17 protein-coding genes and 1 pseudogene are annotated in these 18901 nt (G+C 67.8%); 12 read left to right on the forward strand and 6 right to left on the reverse strand.

Features of this window, described 5'->3' with window-relative positions; genetic code table 11:
- Window positions 1-305: 305 nt before the first annotated feature.
- On the forward strand, window positions 306-2081 hold the full coding sequence (locus BST15_RS18995; protein ID WP_046190552.1) for an N-acyl-D-amino-acid deacylase family protein: 1776 nt from the start codon (window positions 306-308) through the stop codon (window positions 2079-2081).
- Between the two features lie 3 nt (window positions 2082-2084).
- Entirely contained in the window at window positions 2085-2672 is a 588-nt protein-coding gene (locus BST15_RS19000) for a TetR/AcrR family transcriptional regulator (protein WP_046190553.1), read from the forward strand.
- Here BST15_RS19000 and BST15_RS19005 read toward each other — a convergent pair.
- A complete protein-coding gene (locus BST15_RS19005; RefSeq protein ID WP_046190554.1) occupies window positions 2669-3694 on the reverse strand; it encodes an alpha/beta hydrolase in 1026 nt (341 codons plus the stop codon). The two genes, BST15_RS19000 and BST15_RS19005, sit on opposite strands and share 4 nt — an antisense overlap.
- A gap of 82 nt (window positions 3695-3776) precedes the next feature.
- Between BST15_RS19005 and BST15_RS19010 the strand changes: the two genes are divergently transcribed.
- Both BST15_RS19010 and BST15_RS19015 read left to right on the forward strand, forming a co-directional pair.
- Window positions 3777-5174: a sigma 54-interacting transcriptional regulator gene (locus tag BST15_RS19010; RefSeq protein WP_409366523.1), complete on the forward strand. Its 1398-nt coding sequence runs from the start codon at window positions 3777-3779 to the stop codon at window positions 5172-5174.
- Window positions 5167-7248, forward strand: coding sequence for a vWA domain-containing protein (locus BST15_RS19015; protein WP_046190556.1), 2082 nt, complete (start codon window positions 5167-5169; stop codon window positions 7246-7248). Before BST15_RS19010 ends, BST15_RS19015 begins: the two co-directional genes overlap by 8 nt.
- A gap of 31 nt (window positions 7249-7279) precedes the next feature.
- On the opposite strand, the gene BST15_RS23125 is transcribed toward BST15_RS19015, so the two are convergent.
- Window positions 7280-8674 (reverse strand): PPE family protein, SVP subgroup, encoded by a 1395-nt coding sequence (locus BST15_RS23125; protein WP_272937518.1) that lies wholly within the window; start codon window positions 8672-8674, stop codon window positions 7280-7282.
- Window positions 8675-8901: 227 nt separating this feature from the next.
- Between BST15_RS23125 and BST15_RS19025 the strand changes: the two genes are divergently transcribed.
- The 8 genes from BST15_RS19025 to mnhG all read left to right on the forward strand — a co-directional run bounded on the left by BST15_RS19025 (window position 8902) and on the right by mnhG (window position 16909).
- Window positions 8902-9918 carry a HAMP domain-containing sensor histidine kinase gene (locus tag BST15_RS19025; protein WP_046190558.1) on the forward strand — a complete coding sequence of 339 codons (1017 nt, stop codon included), beginning with the start codon at window positions 8902-8904 and terminating at the stop codon, window positions 9916-9918.
- Window positions 9918-10574: a response regulator gene (locus BST15_RS19030; RefSeq protein ID WP_046190559.1), complete on the forward strand. Its 657-nt coding sequence runs from the start codon at window positions 9918-9920 to the stop codon at window positions 10572-10574. Before BST15_RS19025 ends, BST15_RS19030 begins: the two co-directional genes overlap by 1 nt.
- Before the next feature lie 241 nt (window positions 10575-10815).
- On the forward strand, window positions 10816-13722 hold the full coding sequence (locus BST15_RS19035; protein ID WP_046190567.1) for a Na+/H+ antiporter subunit A: 2907 nt from the start codon (window positions 10816-10818) through the stop codon (window positions 13720-13722).
- Complete coding sequence (locus tag BST15_RS19040; protein ID WP_046190560.1) at window positions 13719-14168, forward strand: Na(+)/H(+) antiporter subunit C; 450 nt, start codon at window positions 13719-13721, stop codon at window positions 14166-14168. The genes BST15_RS19035 and BST15_RS19040 overlap by 4 nt, the downstream gene beginning before the upstream one ends.
- Entirely contained in the window at window positions 14165-15763 is a 1599-nt protein-coding gene (locus BST15_RS19045; protein ID WP_409366524.1) for a Na+/H+ antiporter subunit D, read from the forward strand. The genes BST15_RS19040 and BST15_RS19045 overlap by 4 nt, the downstream gene beginning before the upstream one ends.
- Window positions 15760-16287: a Na+/H+ antiporter subunit E gene (locus BST15_RS19050; RefSeq protein ID WP_046190561.1), complete on the forward strand. Its 528-nt coding sequence runs from the start codon at window positions 15760-15762 to the stop codon at window positions 16285-16287. The genes BST15_RS19045 and BST15_RS19050 overlap by 4 nt, the downstream gene beginning before the upstream one ends.
- Window positions 16284-16565: a monovalent cation/H+ antiporter complex subunit F gene (locus BST15_RS19055; protein ID WP_046190569.1), complete on the forward strand. Its 282-nt coding sequence runs from the start codon at window positions 16284-16286 to the stop codon at window positions 16563-16565. The genes BST15_RS19050 and BST15_RS19055 overlap by 4 nt, the downstream gene beginning before the upstream one ends.
- Window positions 16562-16909 carry a monovalent cation/H(+) antiporter subunit G gene (gene mnhG, locus BST15_RS19060; protein WP_046190562.1) on the forward strand — a complete coding sequence of 116 codons (348 nt, stop codon included), beginning with the start codon at window positions 16562-16564 and terminating at the stop codon, window positions 16907-16909. The genes BST15_RS19055 and mnhG overlap by 4 nt, the downstream gene beginning before the upstream one ends.
- Here mnhG and BST15_RS19065 read toward each other — a convergent pair.
- From BST15_RS19065 to BST15_RS22215, 4 genes and pseudogenes are all read right to left on the reverse strand, one after another.
- Window positions 16894-17511 (reverse strand): class I SAM-dependent methyltransferase, encoded by a 618-nt coding sequence (locus tag BST15_RS19065; protein WP_046190563.1) that lies wholly within the window; start codon window positions 17509-17511, stop codon window positions 16894-16896. The two genes, mnhG and BST15_RS19065, sit on opposite strands and share 16 nt — an antisense overlap.
- Before the next feature lie 21 nt (window positions 17512-17532).
- Window positions 17533-18039, reverse strand: coding sequence for an LpqN/LpqT family lipoprotein (locus BST15_RS19070; RefSeq protein ID WP_046190564.1), 507 nt, complete (start codon window positions 18037-18039; stop codon window positions 17533-17535).
- Between the two features lie 19 nt (window positions 18040-18058).
- Window positions 18059-18313: a hypothetical protein gene (locus BST15_RS19075; RefSeq protein WP_046190565.1), complete on the reverse strand. Its 255-nt coding sequence runs from the start codon at window positions 18311-18313 to the stop codon at window positions 18059-18061.
- Window positions 18314-18378: 65 nt separating this feature from the next.
- Window positions 18379-18901: pseudogene (locus tag BST15_RS22215) on the reverse strand (glycine zipper domain-containing protein); the annotation flags it as partial.

Genomic DNA, 18901 nt, shown 5'->3' on the forward strand with positions numbered 1-18901 from the left:
CGGCGTCGCAGCTTCTCGCAGCGCCGCAGCAGGGCCACACATTCCCGCGGCGTCAACGCATCGAAGTCCAACTCCAACGCCCGATCCAGGTCAGCCGAGAGCGCGTCGAAGGCTTCGACGACTTCCTCACGACCACTCGAACGCATGTTCGAATAGTAGCGCCGCCCACCGACAGGAAAACTCCTGTGGCGCAAGTGGTTCGAGTGAAACATTGGCCATGGAATGCGGGTCGCCCGCGCCGCAATCCTTGACACAAAGATTGTAGGCGCTCACTATCTAACTTAACTTCGATGTGGGGAGACGCTGTGGCCTACGACCTGATCATCCGCAACGGACTGTGGTTCGACGGCCTGGGCAACGCCCCGCAGGTCCGCACCCTCGGCGTCCGCGACGGTGTCGTCGCCGACATCGTGTCGGGTGAGCTGGATGGGACCGCCTGCCCCGAGGTGATCGACGCGGCCGGCAAGTGGGTGGTCCCCGGTTTCATCGACGTGCACACCCACTACGACGCCGAGGTGCTGCTGGACCCCGGCCTGCGGGAGTCGGTGCGGCACGGCGTCACCACGGTGCTGCTGGGCAACTGCTCGTTGTCGACGGTGTATGCCGGGGCCGAGGACGCTGCGGACCTGTTCAGCCGGGTGGAGGCGGTGCCGCGCAAGTTCGTGCTGGACGCGCTGGAGTCCAAGAAGACCTGGTCCACACCCGCGGAGTACGTGCGCACGCTCGATGAATTGCCACTCGGGCCCAACGTCAGTTCCATGCTCGGACATTCGGACCTGCGGACGGCGGTGCTCGGCCTGGACCGTGCCACCACCGACGGTGTCGTCCCCACCGAGGCCGAACTGGAGAAGATGGCGGCGATGCTCGACGAGGGCCTGGAGGCCGGGCTGTTGGGCATGTCCGGCATGGATGCGCCGATCGACAAGCTCGACGGCGACCGCTTCCGGTCGCGGGCGCTGCCGTCGACCTTCGCCACCTGGCGTGAGCGGCGCCGGCTGATCAAGGTGCTGCGCAAGCGCGGTCGGATGCTGCAGAGTGCCCCCGACGTGCGTAACCCGTTGACCGCATTGAACTTCTTCCTGACCAGTAGCGGGCTCTTCGGCCGGCGGCGTGGGGTGCGGATGAGCCTGTTGGTCTCCGCCGACGCCAAGTCTGCGCCCGGTGCGGTGCGGGTCTTCGGTCCCGGAGCCCGGCTGCTCAACGCGGTGCTGGGTTCCAGTGTGCGGTTCCAGCACCTGCCGGTGCCGTTCGAATTGTATTCCGACGGTATCGATCTTCCGGTCTTTGAGGAGTTCGGCGCGGGGACGGCGGCGCTTCACCTGCGTGATCAGTTGGAGCGCAACGCATTGCTGGCCGATACCGAGTATCGCCGAAAATTCCGCAAGGCGTTCGACCGCAAGAAGTTGGGGCCGAGCCTGTGGCACCGCGACTTTCACGACGCGGTGATCGTCGAGTGCCCCGACGCAAGTTTGATCGGCAAGAGTTTCGGTCAGATCGCTGACGAGCGTGGGCTGCATCCGCTGGACGCATTCCTCGACGTTCTGGTGGACAACGGCGAGCGCAATGTCCGCTGGACCACCATTGTGGCCAACCACCGGCCTAAGCAGCTGGACAAACTGGCCAACGAACCGGTGATCCACATGGGGTTCTCCGACGCCGGAGCGCACCTGCGCAACATGGCCTTTTACAACTACGCGCTGCGGCTACTCAAACGGGTTCGTGACGCCGAGGCCGCCGGCCGGCCGTTCATGAGCGTCCAGCGGGCGGTGTACCGGCTGACCTCCGAAGTCGCCGACTGGTTCGGATTCGATGCGGGCACCCTGCGCCGCGGCGACCGCGCGGACCTCGTGGTGATCGACCCGGCCGGCCTGACCGATGCCGTCGACGGATATCACGAGGAGAAGGTGCCGTTCTACGGCGATCTGAGCCGGATGGTCAACCGCAACGACGAGGCCGTGGTGGTCACCGCGGTGGGGGGCACCGTGGTGTTCCGCAACGGACAGTTCTGCGACGGCTACGGCACGACGATGAGGTCTGGCCGATTCCTGCGCGCCGGATCCCCTGAGCTGCAGTCGGTCTAGCGCATGGCACGAACCCAGCAGGAGCGCCGCGAGGCCACCATGGCCGGATTACTCGACGCCAGCATCGCGACCATCGCCGAGGTGGGCTACGCGCGGGCCTCGGCCAAGGTGATCGCCGCGCGGGCCGGTGTCTCCGACGGGGCGCTGTTCCGGCACTTCGGCACCATGGGTGATTTCATGGCCGCCACCGCGCAGGAAGTGTTGCGGCGTCAGCTCGAGCTGTTCGGCAAGCAGATCGCGGAGATCCCGTCCGACGTTCCAGCGCTCGAAGCGGTGCTGACGGTGCTTCGTGATGTGACCGCCAACTCCACCAACGCCGTGGTTTATGAATTGTTGGTCGCCGCCCGCACCGACGACAAACTGCGGACGGTCTTGCGCGAGGTGCTCGCTGAGTACAGCGACAAGATCTGTGATGCCGCCAGGGCGTTTCCGACCGCCGACGCATTTCCCCAGGAGCTGTTTCCCAACGTCGTTGCGCTGCTGACCAATACCTTCGACGGCGCGGCGATCGTTCGCGCCGTTCTGCCGCAGCCCGAGATCGAGGCCAACCGTATTCCGCTGCTGCTGACTCTGTTGCAGGGTCAGGCTTAGGCGCCGCGGCTCGTCTGGCTGTTCGGCTGTGCGTCGGCCACGGCGTAATCGATGAACTCGGCGATCTCGGCGATGGCTCGGCGCGCGTCGGGGTTGATGTCGAAGGTGAGCTGGAACATGTGCAACGCGCGGTCCCAGATCTGAACCCAGTTCGGCACTCCGGCGGCGCTGAGCTTGTCGGCCAGCGTAAAGGTATCGTTGCGCAGCATCTCGTTGTCGCCGACCTGCAGCAGGAATGGCCCCAGGCCGCGCAACTCCGCCTCCGGCGGCATCACCGGCAGGGCGCGGGTGCCGTTCACTGTGGCAAACACTCGGTAGATGAACATGAACGCCATGAACGGGAAGAACGGGTCGCGGCGGGTGTGCGCGGCCTGCCGCTTGATCTCCATGTCCGACGACGTCAGCGGCGACATCAGAACCTGACCCGCGGGCACGGCCAGTCCCGCGTCGCGGGCGGCCAGGGCGGTGTTCACCGCCATCAGGCCGCCTGCTGAGTCCCCGGCCATGACAATGCGCTCCGCGCTGAATCCGGCGTCCAGAACGTGACGGTAGGCGCACAGGCCGTCGGAGACGGCCTCGTCGATGCCGGCGAGCGGCGCCAGGCGATAGCCGACATTGAAAACCCGGGCGCCGGTGGCCTCGGACAGCTTGCTGGCAAAGCGGCGGTGCGAATTGAGCCCCAGCGTCACCAGCGCCGAGCCGTGGAAGTAGACGATCACCCGGTCGGAGTCGCGAGCACTCGGCGCCACCACCCACTCGGCGGGGCAGTCGGTCAGCCGCTCGCGCGACACCTGCGTGCCGGGCAGGGCCCGGATGTAGCGCATCGGCTGGTCGATGAGGTCCAGGCGTGCGCGCTGCAGAGCGGCGGGCCACAGCCGGTTGATCACCATGCCGATCAATGTCAGCGCTGCGATCGAGCTGCGCAGAAAGACGGCCGCGGCCACACCCAGCATGCGGGCCTGCCAGGAGGCCGGGCCGAAGTGCGTCTGAGCCGGGCGTTCACGCCATTCCGGAAAGTTCACGATACCCAGGGTATCGGGTATTGGGCGGCCGGATGAACCGGCGCATCGTGACGGACTTCGCAACCCGTCGTAGCGTGGAGTGGTGACCGCGCCGAACGCCCCGCACGATCTGCCCAAGACTCTCGGTGAGCTGCGTGCCGCCGGGCACCGTGAGAGGGGAGTCAAACAGGAGATCGCCGAGAACCTCCTGGCTCGCCTGGCCGACGGTGACGACGCGGCGACCATCTGGCCCGGCATCTTCGGTTTCGACGACACCGTGCTGCCGCAGCTGGAACGCGCCCTGATCGCGGGGCATGACATCGTGCTGCTGGGCGAGCGTGGTCAGGGAAAGACGCGGCTGCTGCGGGCACTCGTCGGATTGCTCGACGAGTGGACCCCGGTGATCGCCGGTGCGGAACTGGGCGAGCACCCGTACTCGCCGATCACGCCCGAGTCGACACGGCGGGCGGCCGAGCTCGGTGACGACCTGCCGGTGGCGTGGCGGCACCGCAGCGAGCGCTACACCGAGAAGCTGGCCACCCCCGACACCAGCGTCGCCGACCTGGTCGGCGACATCGACCCGATCAAGGTCGCCGAAGGCCGCAGTCTGGGTGACCCCGAGACCATCGCCTACGGCCTGATTCCGCGGGCGCACCGCGGCATCGTCGCGGTCAATGAGCTGCCCGACCTGGCCGAGCGCATCCAGGTGTCGATGCTCAATGTGATGGAAGAGCGTGACATTCAGGTGCGCGGCTACATCCTGCGCCTGCCGCTGGACGTGCTGGTGGTCGCCAGCGCCAACCCGGAGGACTACACCAACCGCGGCCGCATCATCACCCCCCTCAAGGACCGCTTCGGCGCCGAGATCCGTACCCACTACCCGCTGGAACTGGACGCCGAAGTCGAGGTGATCGCACAGGAGGCCCACCTGAGCGCTCAGGTGCCCGACTACCTGCTGGCGGTGCTGGCCCGGTTCGCCCGCTATCTGCGCGAGTCCCGTTCGGTGGACCAGCGTTCCGGAGTCTCGGCGCGGTTCGCGATCGCTGCCGCGGAGACGGTGGCGGCCTCGGCGCGGCACCGGGGCGCCGTGCTGGGTGAAAGCGATCCCGTGGCCCGGGTGGTGGACCTGAGCACCATCGTTGATGTGCTGCGCGGCAAGCTGGAGTTCGAATCCGGTGAGGAGGGCCGCGAACAGGCCGTCTTGGAGCATCTGTTGCGCCGCGCCACCGCCGACACCGCAGCGCGAGAGCTGGGCGGTATCGACGTGGGCCCGTTGGTGGCTGCGGTCGAGGAGGCTGCCGTGACGACGGGGGAGCGGATCTCGGCCAAATCGGTGCTGGCGGCGCTGCCGGACCTGCCGGTGATCGACGCGGTGGCCCAGCGGCTGGGCGCGGAATCTGAAGGGCAACGCGCCGCGGCGCTCGAACTGGCTTTGGAGGCGCTGTATCTGGCCAAGCGCATCGACAAGACCTCCGACGAGGGCGAAACCGTCTATGGCTAAAGGCCATCCCTTTCGCGCCTCACGGTATTCGGCCTACTCCGGAGGGCCGGATCCGTTGGCGCCGCCGGTCGACCTGGCCGAGGCGCTGGAGGAGATCGGGCGCGACGTCATGGAGGGGACGTCGCCGCGGCGGGCGCTGCAGGAGTTGTTGCGCCGCGGCACCAAGAACCTGACCGGCGCCGACCAGCTGGCCGCCGAGGCGCAGCGACGACGTCGGGAACTACTGCGCCGCAACAACTTGGACGGCACCTTGGCCGAGGTCAAGAAGCTGCTCGACGAGGCGGTGCTGGCCGAGCGCAAGGAACTGGCCCGCGCCCTCGACGACGACGCGCGTTTCGGCGAGATGCAACTGGAGGCGCTCTCGCCGTCTCCGGCCAAGGCCGTGCAGGAACTGGCCGACTACGACTGGCGCAGCGGCGAGGCCCGCGAGTCCTACGAGAAGATCAAGGATCTGCTCGGCCGGGAAATGCTCGATCAGCGTTTCGCCGGAATGAAGCAGGCGCTGGAAGGTGCCACCGACGCTGACCGGCAACGGGTCAGCGAGATGCTCGATGATCTCAACGATCTGTTGGACAAGCACTCTCAGGGAACGGACAGTGCCGAGGATTTCCAGCAATTCATGGACAAGCACGGCGAGTTCTTCCCGGAGAACCCGAGCAATGTCGAGGAGTTGCTGGATTCGCTGGCGCAGCGGGCGGCGGCCGCCCAACGCTTCCGCAACTCGCTGAGCGCCGAGCAGCGCGCGGAGCTGGATGCGTTGGCCGAGCAGGCATTCGGCTCGCCCTCCTTGCAGCAGGCGCTGGGACGCCTCGATGCCCATCTGCAGGCGGCCCGGCCCGGTGAGGACTGGACCGGTTCGTCTGAGTTCTCCGGGGAGAACCCGCTGGGCATGGGGGAGGGCGCCCAGGCCCTGGCCGATATCGCCGAGCTCGAGCAGCTGGCCGAGCAGCTGTCGCAGGCGTATCCGGGCGCCAGTATGGACGACGTCGACCTCGACGCCCTGGCTCGCCAGCTGGGCGATCAGGCTGCTGTCGATGCGCGGACCCTGGCCGAATTGGAACGCGCACTGCTCAATCAGGGATTCCTGGACCGCAGCTCGGATGGCCAGTGGAGGCTGTCGCCCAAGGCGATGCGCCGTCTCGGCGAGACCGCACTCCGTGATGTGGCACGGCAACTTTCGGGACGCCGCGGCGAGCGTGACCACCGGCGGGCGGGGGCGGCCGGTGAGCTGACCGGGGCGACTCGGCCGTGGCAGTTCGGGGACACCGAACCGTGGAACGTCACCCGGACCCTGACCAATTCGGTGCTGCGGCAGGTCGCCGGCGGTTCAGCGAGGCTCGACGAAGGAGAGGCGAAGCTGGGACCGCCGGGCAGACGCAGCGGTTCAGCGAGGCTCGACGAAGGAGAGGCGAAGCTCGCCGGCGCCCGCGGCCGGCTGTCGATCAGTGTTGACGACGTCGAGGTCTCGGAGACCGAGACCCGCACCCAATCCGCCGTCGCGCTGCTGGTGGACACGTCGTTCTCCATGGTGATGGACAACCGCTGGCTGCCGATGAAACGGACCGCGCTGGCATTGAACCACTTGGTCAGCACCCGTTTTCGGTCAGATGCGTTGGAGATCATCGCCTTCGGCCGTTACGCGCGCACGGTGACCGCCGCGGAGCTGACCGGCCTGGAGGGCGTCTACGAGCAGGGCACCAATCTGCACCACGCATTGGCGCTGGCCGCCCGGCATCTGCGCCGCCATCCCAACGCCCAGCCGGTGGTGCTGGTGGTCACCGACGGCGAGCCGACGGCGCACCTGGAGGATTACCGCGGCGACGGCAGCGCGGGGCCGGCGGTGTTCTTCGACTACCCGCCGCACCCGCGGACCATCGCCCACACGGTCCGGGGCTTCGACGAGGTCGCCCGGCTCGGTGCGCAGGTGACGATCTTCCGGCTCGGGGATGATCCGGGGCTGGCCCGATTCATCGATCAGGTGGCGCGCCGGGTCCAGGGCCGGGTGGTGGTGCCCGAACTCGACGGCCTGGGAGCGGCGGTGGTCGGCGACTACCTACGGGCGCGGCGCCGCTAGGGCCGGCGCGCGCAGCGGTACGACGCGGTGATCACCGCGCCAGCAGCCGGCGTTTCTGTTCGGCGAACTCCTCGACCGTCAGATATCCGGCGTCATGCAGTTCACCGAGCTCGCGAATTCCCGCGGCCAGCTCGGCCACCGACGTCAACGGGGCCAGTGCCGCTGTGGGAGCGGACTGCTCGGAGGTCTGCGAGCTGGCCGCCCCCGTCACGGCTGCCGCGGCGGGCGCCTTGGGCGAATCCGACCGGCGCTGGTTCACCGCACCGGCCAGCGCGCTGCCGCCCATGCCCGCCAGGGCCATCTGGCCGAAGGCCGTTCCCAGGGCTCCCGCGGTCGGCGGGGCGGCGGCCAGCGGTGTCGAGAGGCTCATGTGACGGATCTCTGGGGCCGCTTCGGCCCAACTGATCGGGGTTGAGAGCGCTCCGAGCGGGAGGGCCTCGCCGATGGCGGACACGACGGGGACGTGGGGTATTCGAAGCTTGTCGAGCGAGGGCAGCTCGGCGTGCGCGCCGAGTTGGTCCAGGGCACCCAGGATGTTGCGCTGCCCGGCGCGGAGCACGTCTTGGGTGTCGAAGATCTCCTGCGAATCCTGCTCGGAGAAGTACATCGCCGCGCCCGAGAGCCACACCCCCAAGACCGACATCGGAAGGGCGATCCCGATGGCGGTCTCGTCGGCGATGACGCCCAGCCATTGGAACAGTGCTGGGGGACTGTCCCCCAGCAGGCCGATCGTTCCGGACAGGGCCGGCATCGGCGTTTGGGCTTCCGCCGGACCGGCCAAGGGCGCCGCCGAAGCCAGCCGCCCTGCCACGGTCTGTGCCAGGTTGGCCGCGGAACTGCCGTCGTGGCTCAGCGGCCCCGCCGGGTTGCTGGTCTGGGGCGGGGGAGCGAACGGTTCGAGTTCCCGGGCGGCCGTGGCCAGCGCTGAGTAGCCGTACATCGCGGTGGCGTCTTGGGCCCACATCTCGCCGTAGTGCGCTTCGGTGGCTGCGATCGCGGCGGCATTCTGACCGAGCACGTTGGTGGCCATCAACGTCAACAACTGGGCCCGATTGGCCGCCACCGCGGACGGGGGGACCGTCATGGCGAACGCCGCCTCGTAGGCTGCGACGGCCCCTTGGGCTTGTTGAGCCGTCTTCTCGGCCTGGCCGGCGGCGGTATTCAGCCACGCCACGAACGGCGTGGCAGCGGCGATCATCGCGGCCGATGACGGGCCATGCCAGCCGGTGCTGGTCAACTCAGCAAGCACCGACTCGTAGCCCGCGGCAGCGGCATGCAGTTCTGCGGCCAGCCCGCTCCAGGCGGAGGCGGCCGCGAGCAGGGGGCCCGAACCTGCACCGGTGTACATCAGGCCGGAGTTGACTTCCGGCGGCAACGCCGCGAAGTTCATCGGCCGCCGTCCATCGCAGTTGCATCCTCCGGTCATGGTTCGTGATGGTGCGGCCCGTCGAGCTGAGCTGCCCGGCGCTGCACCAGGGCGACTCGACGCTGCGGAGCGGCGGCTGTCTCGGCCATGGCGCCAGGCCGACGTCAGCGGTGTGTACCCCCTATTGTCCGAGCCTGAGGCGGGGGCTCGCCATGGTGTTTGACACCCATTCGCGGGGTAGGCAGCCCGTATGGACAAATATGTGCCGTGCAGACCAGTGTGGTGCTATGAGCCATAGGACCGGGCTCGTCGCGCGTTTTCGGCGGCGAGCCACCGCGCCCGCCCGAGGGTTGTTTCGCCGGGTGGTGCTGATCAATGGCCTGGTGTTCACCTTCGGCACGCTGGTGCTGGCCATGTCGCCGGCGACCGTTTCCGGTCCGGTCCAGTTGGCCGAGATCCCCGTCCTGCTGACCGGGCTGGCGGTCGTGGTGGGGGCCAATGCCCTGCTCTTGCGGTCCAGCCTGGCTCCGCTGGACCGGTTGGCCGCGTCCATGCGGCGCGTCGACCTGCTCCGGCGTACCGACCGGGTGCATGACCCGGGGGCCGGCGACCTGCACAATCTCATCGCGTCGTTCAACACCATGCTCGATCGACTGGAAACCGAACGCGCATCCTCGAGCGCACTGGTGCTGCTGGCTCAGGAGGCCGAGCGCGAGCGGATTGCCAGGGAGCTCCACGACGAGATCGGTCAGACCCTGACCGTCGCCCTGCTGACTCTCAAACGCGCGGTGGACGCAGCGCCGGCGGCAATACGGGGCGACCTCGCCGATGCGCAGGAAACCGTGCGCGCCAGCCTTGACGAGGTACGGGGTATCGCGCGGCGGTTGCGGCCGGACGCCTTGGAGGATCTGGGGCTCCAGAGCGCCCTGCAGGCGCTGTGCAATCAGTTCACCCAGGCGACAGGTATTGACGTCGTCAAAGACATCGGTCCGCAGGCAGAACGGCTGACTCCGAATCTGGACCTGGTCTGCTATCGCATCGTTCAGGAGAGCCTGACCAACATCGCCCGGCACTCCGGTGCCCAGAAGGCCTGGGTGGACCTCCACGTCGGCCCGGCTGGTGAGCTGACTCTGCGGATCGCCGACGACGGCTGCGGTGGAGTTCGTGAGGAGGGCGCCGGAATCACCGGAATGCGCGAGCGGGCCCTGCTGGTGCACGGTGTTCTGGCCATCACGTCGCCGCCCGACCACGGCACCGAGATTCTGCTGGTGGTTCCGGCCCGAACGGGGACGGCGCCGTCATGATGCCTACGCAGCCGGCGCGCATCCTGCTCGCCGACGATCACGCCCTGGTGCGCAGCGGGTTGCGGATGATTCTGGATGCCGAGCCGGACCTGTCCGTGGTCGCGGAGGCCGCCGACGGGTCCGAGGCGCTCGCGGCGTTGCAGGAAACGCCGGTAGACCTGGCGATTCTGGACATCGCGATGCCGCGGATGACGGGTCTGCAGGCCGCCCGGGAGATCAGCCGCAACCATCCCCATGTGCGGATGCTGATGTTGTCGATGCACGACAACGAGCAGTACTTCTTCGAAGCGCTCAAGGCCGGCGCCTCGGGCTATGTGCTCAAGTCGGTGGCCGACCGCGACCTGCTCGAGGCGTGCCGGTCGACCATCCGGGGCGAGCCTTTTCTGTACGCCGGGGCGGTGACCGCGCTGATCCGGGATTACCTGCATCGGGCCCGCCACGGCAGCACGTTGCCGGAGACCATCCTCACACCGCGTGAAGAGGAAGTGCTCAAGTTGATCGCCGAGGGTTTCTCGGCCCGGGAGATCGCCAAGACCCTCGGGATCAGCGCCAAGACCGTCGACCGCCACCGGACCAACACCCTGCAGAAATTGGGGTTGCGCGACAGGCTGGCACTCACCCGCTATGCGATCAGGACTGGGTTAATCGAGCCGTAACGCAACGTCTAAATGTTCACGGAGCCGTAACGCGCAGCGTCATCGGCGGTAATGGGTGTCTGACCCCCCTCCGAATGGGGGCTGCATTCCATGGCGCGCGGGCGCCGCACCACAGAGACTGGAGTTAGTGGTGTGGGAGATGCGCGGACGGGTTTGTCGCGCGTCCGATCCGAGTGGTCTTCTCACAACTGGTGCCACAAACTGAACGCATCGACTTAAACGAAACGGCCCGTGGAGCATGATGCTGGCGATACTGCTTGCCCATATTGTTGGCACCGCTGCAGCACCAGCGCTGGTGCGCAGATTCGGCAGGCTGGCCTTCTATCCGCTGGGCGCCATTCCGCTGGTGTCGCTGGGCTGGGTCCTGGCGAACTGGCCGTCCGGTCCGGCCGACGAACTTCGCACGACGGTGCCCTGGGTGCCGGGGCTGTCGATGGACATCGCGCTGCGCTTCGATTCGCTGAGCGCGATCATGTGTGTGCTGGCGCTGGGCATCGGCGCGCTGGTGCTGTTCTACTGTTCGGCTTACTTCCGGCCGGTCGGCGTGCACACCGACACCGATCCGCGGCTGCCGAGCTTCGCCGCGAAGATGGTCGGTTTCGCCGGGGCCATGTTCGGATTGATGGTCGCCGACAACATGCTGGTGCTCTACGTGTTCTGGGAAATGACCACGGTGTTGTCGTTCCTGCTCATCGGGCACTACGCCGAGCGCGCCGCCAACCGTCGCGCCGCCACGCAGGCATTGCTGGTGACCACGGCCGGCGGCCTGGCCATGCTGGTGGGCATCATCGCGCTGGGCACTGCGTCGGGCACCTACCTGCTTTCGGAAATCGTCGTCCATCCGCCGTCGGGCACCACCGTCACGGTCGGTGTCCTGCTGATCCTGGTCGGCGCGCTCAGCAAGTCGGCGATTGTGCCGCTGCACTTCTGGCTGCCCGGCGCCATGGCGGCGCCGACACCGGTCAGCGCCTACCTGCATGCCGCGGCCATGGTCAAGGCCGGCATCTATCTGGTGGCGCGGCTGGCACCGGGTTTCGCCGACTCCCCGGGATGGCGGCCGACGCTGGTCATTCTGGGCCTGTCCACCGCACTGCTGGCGGGATGGCGGGCCATTCACGAGTACGACCTGAAGCTGCTGCTGGCCTACAGCACGGTCAGCCAGCTGGGCCTGATGATCGTGCTGGTGGGCGCCGGCACCGGAGATCTCATGCTGGCCGGCTTGACCGCGATGTGCGCCCATGCCGCCGCCAAGGCGACGCTGTTCATGGTGGTGGGGATCATCGACCATGCCACCGGCACCCGCGACCTGCGCGAACTGGCGGGCTTGGGGCGCCGGTGCCCGGGACTGTTCGTGATCGCCGCTGCGGCGGCCGCCAGCATGGCCGGGGTGCCGCCGTTCGTGGGGTTCATCGCCAAGGAGACCATTTTCGGGGCCGAAGCCCGGACTCCGGTCTTGGGCAGCGGCGGCCCGTATGTGCTGGCTGCGGGGGTGGTGGCCTCGTTGTTCACCGTGATCTACAGCGTGCGCTTCGTCTGGGGCGGCTTCGCGTCGAAGGGGCGGTCCGCCCCGAGTCCCCGCGTCGCCGGCCTGCATCGACCGGAGCTGACGTTTCTGGCGCCACCGGCGGTCCTCGCCAGCGCCAGCCTGCTGCTGGGCCTGAGTGCGCTCACCCTCGACACCGCATTGCGCAGCTACGCCGACACCATGCCGGGCGGAACGACGTACCACCTGGCGCTGTGGCACGGAGTCGGGTTGCCGGTGCTGCTGTCTGCGCTGGTTCTGGTGGTCGGGTCGATCGTTTTCGCGGCCCGCGGACCGCTGGGCCTGACCCGGCTGCGGCGGCTGCCGCTGGGCGGCGCCGACCGGATCTATGACGACGTGCTGCGGTTGCTCGACGTCGCCGCGGTGCGGCTGACCGGCATCACCCAGCGCGGCTCCCTGCCGCTCAACCAGGGAATGATCTTCGCGACGCTGGTGGTCCTTCCGCTGACGGCGTTGGCGCTGGGCGCCCGCAACCACGTCGAGCTGGCGCTGTGGGACACGCCGCTGCAACTGACCGTCGCGGTTCTGGTGCTCGCCGGCGGGATCGGCGCCACCATGGCCCGCAACCGGCTGTCCACGGTGTTGATGGTCGGGGTGACCGGCTACGGGTGTGCGGCGGCATTCGCCTTCCACGGCGCTCCCGACCTCGCCCTGACCCAGCTGCTGGTCGAAACCGTGACTCTGGTGATCTTCGTGCTCGTGCTGCGCACCCTGCCGGCCGAGGCGGAGCGGCCCACGATGGCGCTGAACCGGCTGCCCCGGATCCTGCTGTCGCTGGCGGCCGGCGCCACCGTCGCGATCCTGGCGGCCTTTGCGATGGCGGCGCGCACCCACGACGGGGTGTCCGAGGCGCTGCCCGAGGCTGCCTATGTTCGTGGCCACGGAGCCAACACCGTGAATGTCCTGCTGGTCGACATCCGGGCCTGGGACACCCTCGGTGAGATCTCGGTACTGCTGGTCGCCGCGACCGGGGTGGCGTCGATGGTGTTCCGCAACCGCCGCTTCGGGCGGGCGCCGCGCGTCGCCGACGCCGGTGCCGCTCCCGGCGGCCCGGGTCTAGACATGCGCGCCACCCCTTACAGCCCGGCAGTCGGATCCACCACCTGGCTGCGTGGCAGCGCCTACCACGATCCCAATCAGCGGTCACTGGTGCTGGAGGTCGCAACCCGAATCATCTTCCCGCTGATCATGGTGGTCTCGGTTTACTTCCTGTTCGCCGGACACAACTATCCCGGCGGCGGCTTCGCCGGCGGGCTGGCCGCCGGGCTGGGCTTGGCATTGCGGTACTTGGCCGGTGGGCGCTACGAGCTGGGCGAGACGCTGCCGGTGGACTCCAGCAAGATCCTGGGCGTCGGGCTGGCCTTGGCCGGTGGCACGGCGTTGGGATCGCTGTTCCTCGGCGCGCCCGTGCTGTCGTCGGGGGTGCTCTCGTTCACTCTCCCGGTGCTGGGTCACGTCAAGGTGATGACCTCGCTGTTCTTCGATCTGGGCGTGTACCTGGTGGTCGTGGGCATGGTGCTCGATGTGCTGCGCAGCCTCGGGGTACGGCTGGACCAGGAGCTGGAATCGCAGCCCCCGGCCCGCCCGCTGGCAGGAGTGTCATGACCGCACATTTTGTTCCGTTGTTGATGGCCGCCGGCTTGACCGCGTGCGGGGTATACATGCTCCTGGAGCGCAGCCTCACCCGAATGTTGTTGGGGCTGATGATGATCGGCAATGCCGTCAACCTCCTGCTCATCGACGTCGGAGGGCCCGACGGCAACCCGCCCATCTATTGGGCCAGCTCCGGCAAAGCCACCGACGCCGACGCGCTGGCGCAGGCGATGGTGCTGACCTCGATCGTCATCACGATGGGGGTCGGTGCCTTCGTGCTGGCGCTGACCTATCGCTCGTTCAACCTCACGACCACCGACGATGTCGGCGACGACCAGGAAGCGACCAGGGTCTCGCAGTTGTCCGACGAAGAGGTGATCGCCGCCGAACCCGACCAGGGCGTGCCGGTGTCGGCCGGTGAACTCGACGCCGTCCCCGAAAGTGAGGTGTCACGGTGAGTCTGGCCGCCGTCTTGATGCCGCTGCCGGTATTGCTGCCCACCCTGGGTGCGGCGCTGACCCTCATCGTGGGCCGCCGGCCGCGGCTGCAGCGGCCCATCACCATCGGCGTGCTGTGCGCGGTGGCGGGTGTGAGCGCCACCCTGCTGTACCTGACCGACCGCAACGGCACACTGGTACTGCACGTCGGGGGGTGGGGGCCGACCGAGCGGGGCCTGGGACCGTTGGGAATCAGCCTGGTCGTCGACCGCTTGTCGGCGCTGATGCTGGTGGTGTCGGCGGTGGTTCTGCTGGCCGTCATGGTCTACGCCATCGGCCAGGGCGTCCGCGACGGTGACGATCGTCAGCCGGTGTCGATCTTCCTGCCCACCTACCTGACCCTGGCCACCGGAGTCTCCCTGGCGTTCTTGGCCGGCGACCTGTTCAACCTGTTCGTCGGTTTCGAGATGCTGCTGTCGGCAAGTTTCGTGCTGCTGACCATCGGCGCCAGCGCAGAACGGATCCGCGCCGGCATCGGCTACGTGATGGTCTCGATGGCCTCCTCCTTGGTCTTCCTGTTCGGCATCGCGCTGATCTACGCCGCCACCGGCACCCTGAACCTCGCCGAGCTCGCGATCCGAACCGGCGGGCTGCCCGGTGGCACCCGCAGTGCGTTGTTCGCGGTGTTGCTGGTGGCGTTCGGGATCAAGGCCGCGGTGTTCCCGCTGTCGGCCTGGCTGCCCGACGCCTACCCCACCGCCCCTGCCCCCATCACCGCGGTGTTCGCCGGGATCCTGACCAAAGTCGGTGTCTACGCGATCATCCGGGCTCACTCACTGTTGTTCCCCGACGGTGGATTGGACGCGGTGTTGTTGGTGGCGGCGCTGCTGACCATGCTGGTGGGAATCTTCGGTGCTATCGCGCAGAGCGACATCAAGCGAATCTTGTCGTTCACCCTGGTGAGCCACATCGGCTTCATGATGTTCGGGGTCGCGTTGTCCAGTCAGCTGGGCATGTCCGGTGCGATCTTCTACGTGATGCACCACATCATCGTGATGACGACGCTGTTCTTGGCGGCCGGACTGATCGAGCGGCAGGGCGGAGCCTCCTCGCTGCACCGGCTGGGTGGCCTGATCGGGAATCCATTGCTGGCCTTCGTGTTTCTGATCCCGGCGTTCAACCTCGGCGGCATTCCGCCCTTTTCCGGATTCATCGGCAAGACCGCCGTACTGCAGGCCGGTGTCGGGAACGGCTCGGTGCTCGCCTGGTTGCTGGTGGGCGGTGCGGTGGTCACCAGTCTGCTGACGCTGTATGTGCTGGCGCGAGTGTGGACCATGGCGTTCTGGCGGCGCCGGGTCGACGCGCCCGAGGGCGAGCTGGTGCTGGCCGCCCCGCCGGTGTTGCTCGACGACGTCGGTGACATCGCCTACGACGATCGCGATGACGTCGGCAAGATGCCAACGTGGATGGTGGTTCCGACACTTGCGCTGATTGCGCTGGGTCTATCACTGAGCGTGCTGGCCGGCCCGATCTTCGCCTACACCCAGCGGGCCGCGGCCGAGGTCCTCGACCGGGGCGAATACATCTCGACCGTGCTGTCGGTGGGTGCACCGTGAGGCCGCTTGCGCTGCGACTCTTCTCGGTGTCCGCCCTGGCCACCGTGTGGGTGTTGTTGTGGGGCCGTGTCACCGTTCCCAACATCATCATGGGCGTGGTGGTCGCGGTGGTGATCACGGTACTGCTGCCGGTGCCGCCGGTCCCGGTGCAGGGCCGGGTGCATCCGGTGGCACTGGTGAAGCTGATCGGGCTGTTCTCCTGGTATCTGGTCGAGTCCAGCATTCAGTTGATGTGGCTGGCGATCAGGCCCGGACCGCCGCCGCTGACCGGGGTGCTGCGGGTGCCGATGAGCATCAAGTCGGACCTGGTCCTGGTGCTGGCCTCCAGCATCACCACCCTGATTCCCGGGTCGATGGTGTTGGAGATCGACCAGGTGCGCCGGATCCTGTACTGCCATGTCATCGATGTCGGGTCCGCCAAGGCCGTCGAGCGCTTTTATCACCAGGCCGCGCAGGTGGAGCGACTGCTGATCGCCGCCTTCGAACGCGACGAGGAATGGCTGCCGGTGGGGGGAACCGCATGAACGTGATCTGGGCGACCGCCGGTGTGCTGTTGGGCATCGCCGCGGTCATCACCATGTACCGGCTGCTGGCCGGACCCTCCACCCTGGATCGGCTGGTGGCACTGGACACGCTGGCCGCGATGAACATGTGCGGCATCGGAATCTGGGCCGCCGCCAGCCGCGACACCACCGTGACCTACAGCCTCGCGGCGCTGGCCCTGGTGGGCTTCATCGGATCGGTGAGTGTCGCCCGGTTCCGGGTGCCCGACGACCGGCCCGGCGTGGGGAGGGTGCGGTGATCGTGCTTGACCTGCTCGCCGGGGTACTGGTGCTCGCCGGTTCGGTGCTGGCGCTGACGGCCGCCATTGGGGTGGTGCGCTTCCCCGACACGTTGGCCCGTATGCACTCGGCGACCAAGCCGCAGGTGTTGGGCCTGCTGTTGGTGCTGTTGGGGGTGTTGATCCGGCTGCGGGGCAGCCACGACGCCGGGATGGTGACCGTGAGCATCCTGTTCACGCTGATCACCGCGCCGGTGGTGGCGCATCGGGTGGGCCGGCTTGCCTACCAGGAACAGGACATGACCGAGGTGCTCACTGTCGACGAGCTCGGCGAACTCAACGAGGACGATCAGCTGCCGCTGTGATCGGGGCGCAGTACTGCGACCAGAAAGTCGGAGTCCGCGGCGAAGGGCCGAAGATCCCAGCTGGCCAGCAGCAGGTCTTCGGCGAATCCGGCCGTTGACGCGTCGGCCAGGAACGAAGCGAAATCGTAGTCGCGATCGGCGCCGAAGCCGATCACGGTCCGGCCGTCGTCGGCGCAGTGGGCGCGCAGCCGGCGCAAGACCTCGACGCGTGTGCTCGGGGCCACGAACGTCATGACGTTGCCGGCCGACACGATGATGTCGAAGCGGTCGGCGATGCCGCGGGCGGGCAGGTCCAGTTCGGCGAGGTCGGCGACGAGGTAGCGCGGCCCGGGATAGTCCTGGGCGGCCGCCGCGATGAGCTCCGGGTCGACGTCGACGCCGACCACATCGTGACCGGCCCCGGCCAGGAATCCGGCGACTCGGCCCGGACCGCAGCCCGCGTCGAGGATGCGGGCGCCGCGAGCGGCCATGGCGTCGATGAAGCGCGCCTCCCCGGCCAGATCCTTACCGGCGCGGGCCATCGCACGAAAGCGCTCGATGTACCACTGGGAATGGCCCGGATCGGCGGCGACTTTCTGCATCCAGAGGCTCTGCTCGACCATGAATGCATTGTCGCAGGGCCGTCACGGGGTGGGCAGCCGGACTTCCAGCGAGTCCAGCAGCTGCCGGGTGGCGTCGATGTAGTGCGGGTTGTCGGCGTCGGTGGTCTGCACGGTGACCGTGATCGCCCAGATCCGGTCCTTGGCGTTCTGCACGGCGATGAGCAGGCCGGTCGCCGGTCGGCCCTGCAGGTTGTAGGTGATCGTCCGGCTCGGAAAACCCGACACCGTCCCGGCAGTGTCGGTGTCGAGGTCACCGACGAGGTCGATGACTGCGGCGCGCTCCTTGGCCAGGGCCTGCGATGGGAGTCCCACCTGGCCGGTGAGCTCTTCGCACGTCACTACCGCGTTGGGCGTGAAGCCGTGCCGACGCAGCTCCTGGTTGAACAGAATGCCGCGGATCGACGTCTCGTCCTTGCCCGGCATGAACCCCCAACCCGGCGGCTGGGGGAGGGTGATCGTCGGTTCGTCGGGCGTGCGGGGAGCCAGCTGGATGGGTCCCTCGCTGGCTGGCTGACTAGCGGGTTCCATGTCAAGTCCTTTCGGTGCGTCAAGAACGAGAACCAGGCCAGCGCCCGATCGGCCAGCGCTTGCGGACGTAGACGGCGCCGAAGCATAGGTAGGCGAAAAATGCTCCACCAAGGACTGCGCCGACCAGATCCGATGCCCCCGGATTTTTCACCACGCCGTAGAGCGCGACGGCGAACAACGCGGCACCCACCATCGGACCGATGACCCAAAACAGCCACTTCGACTTCGCGTCCTTGCGGGGGTCCACGGGGATGGCGATGGCAAGCATGACCATCGCGGCGAGAATGGCGATGCGCTCTGCGTTACTGATGGTGATCGTTCTCCTTTGTCTGCCGCGTCTCAGCCGAACAGGCTACGCCAAACACTGTGTGACACATCCGAAATCTCTTCGCCCATCTTCTTTCCGATGTCGCTGCCGATCACGCCGCCGACCACCGCTCCGACGCCGGCGCCGATCACAGTTCCGGCGCCCGGGGCGATCATGGTCCCGATCCAGGCGCCCGCTTCGGCCCCAGTGGTGGCGCCGACCAAGCCACCGCCGATATCACCCGCGGTTTTGGCGCCGACATCGACCAGAGTGGTGCTCAGGGCGGCACCGTTGCTCACGTCGTTGGCGCCCTCGATGATCCCGTTCACGCCGGTGACGACATTTCCGACGAATCCCAGCCGTTTGCCGAACTTCTCGACGTTCTCCAACGCGGTGGTCGTCGGGATACCGCCGGGAACAGCGGCACTCGGAGAGCCGCCCGGAACGAACCCCGGCAACTTCGCTGGATTGGCGGGTACGTTCGCACGTTCACCTGCCGCGGCGAGGCCGTCGCCGACGTTGCCCCATTTTCCGTTGATCTGGGTGGGTGGGGTG

It is taken from the genome of Mycolicibacter arupensis, assembly GCF_002086515.1.
GTDB classification, from domain to species: Bacteria; Actinomycetota; Actinomycetes; order Mycobacteriales; family Mycobacteriaceae; genus Mycobacterium; species Mycobacterium arupense.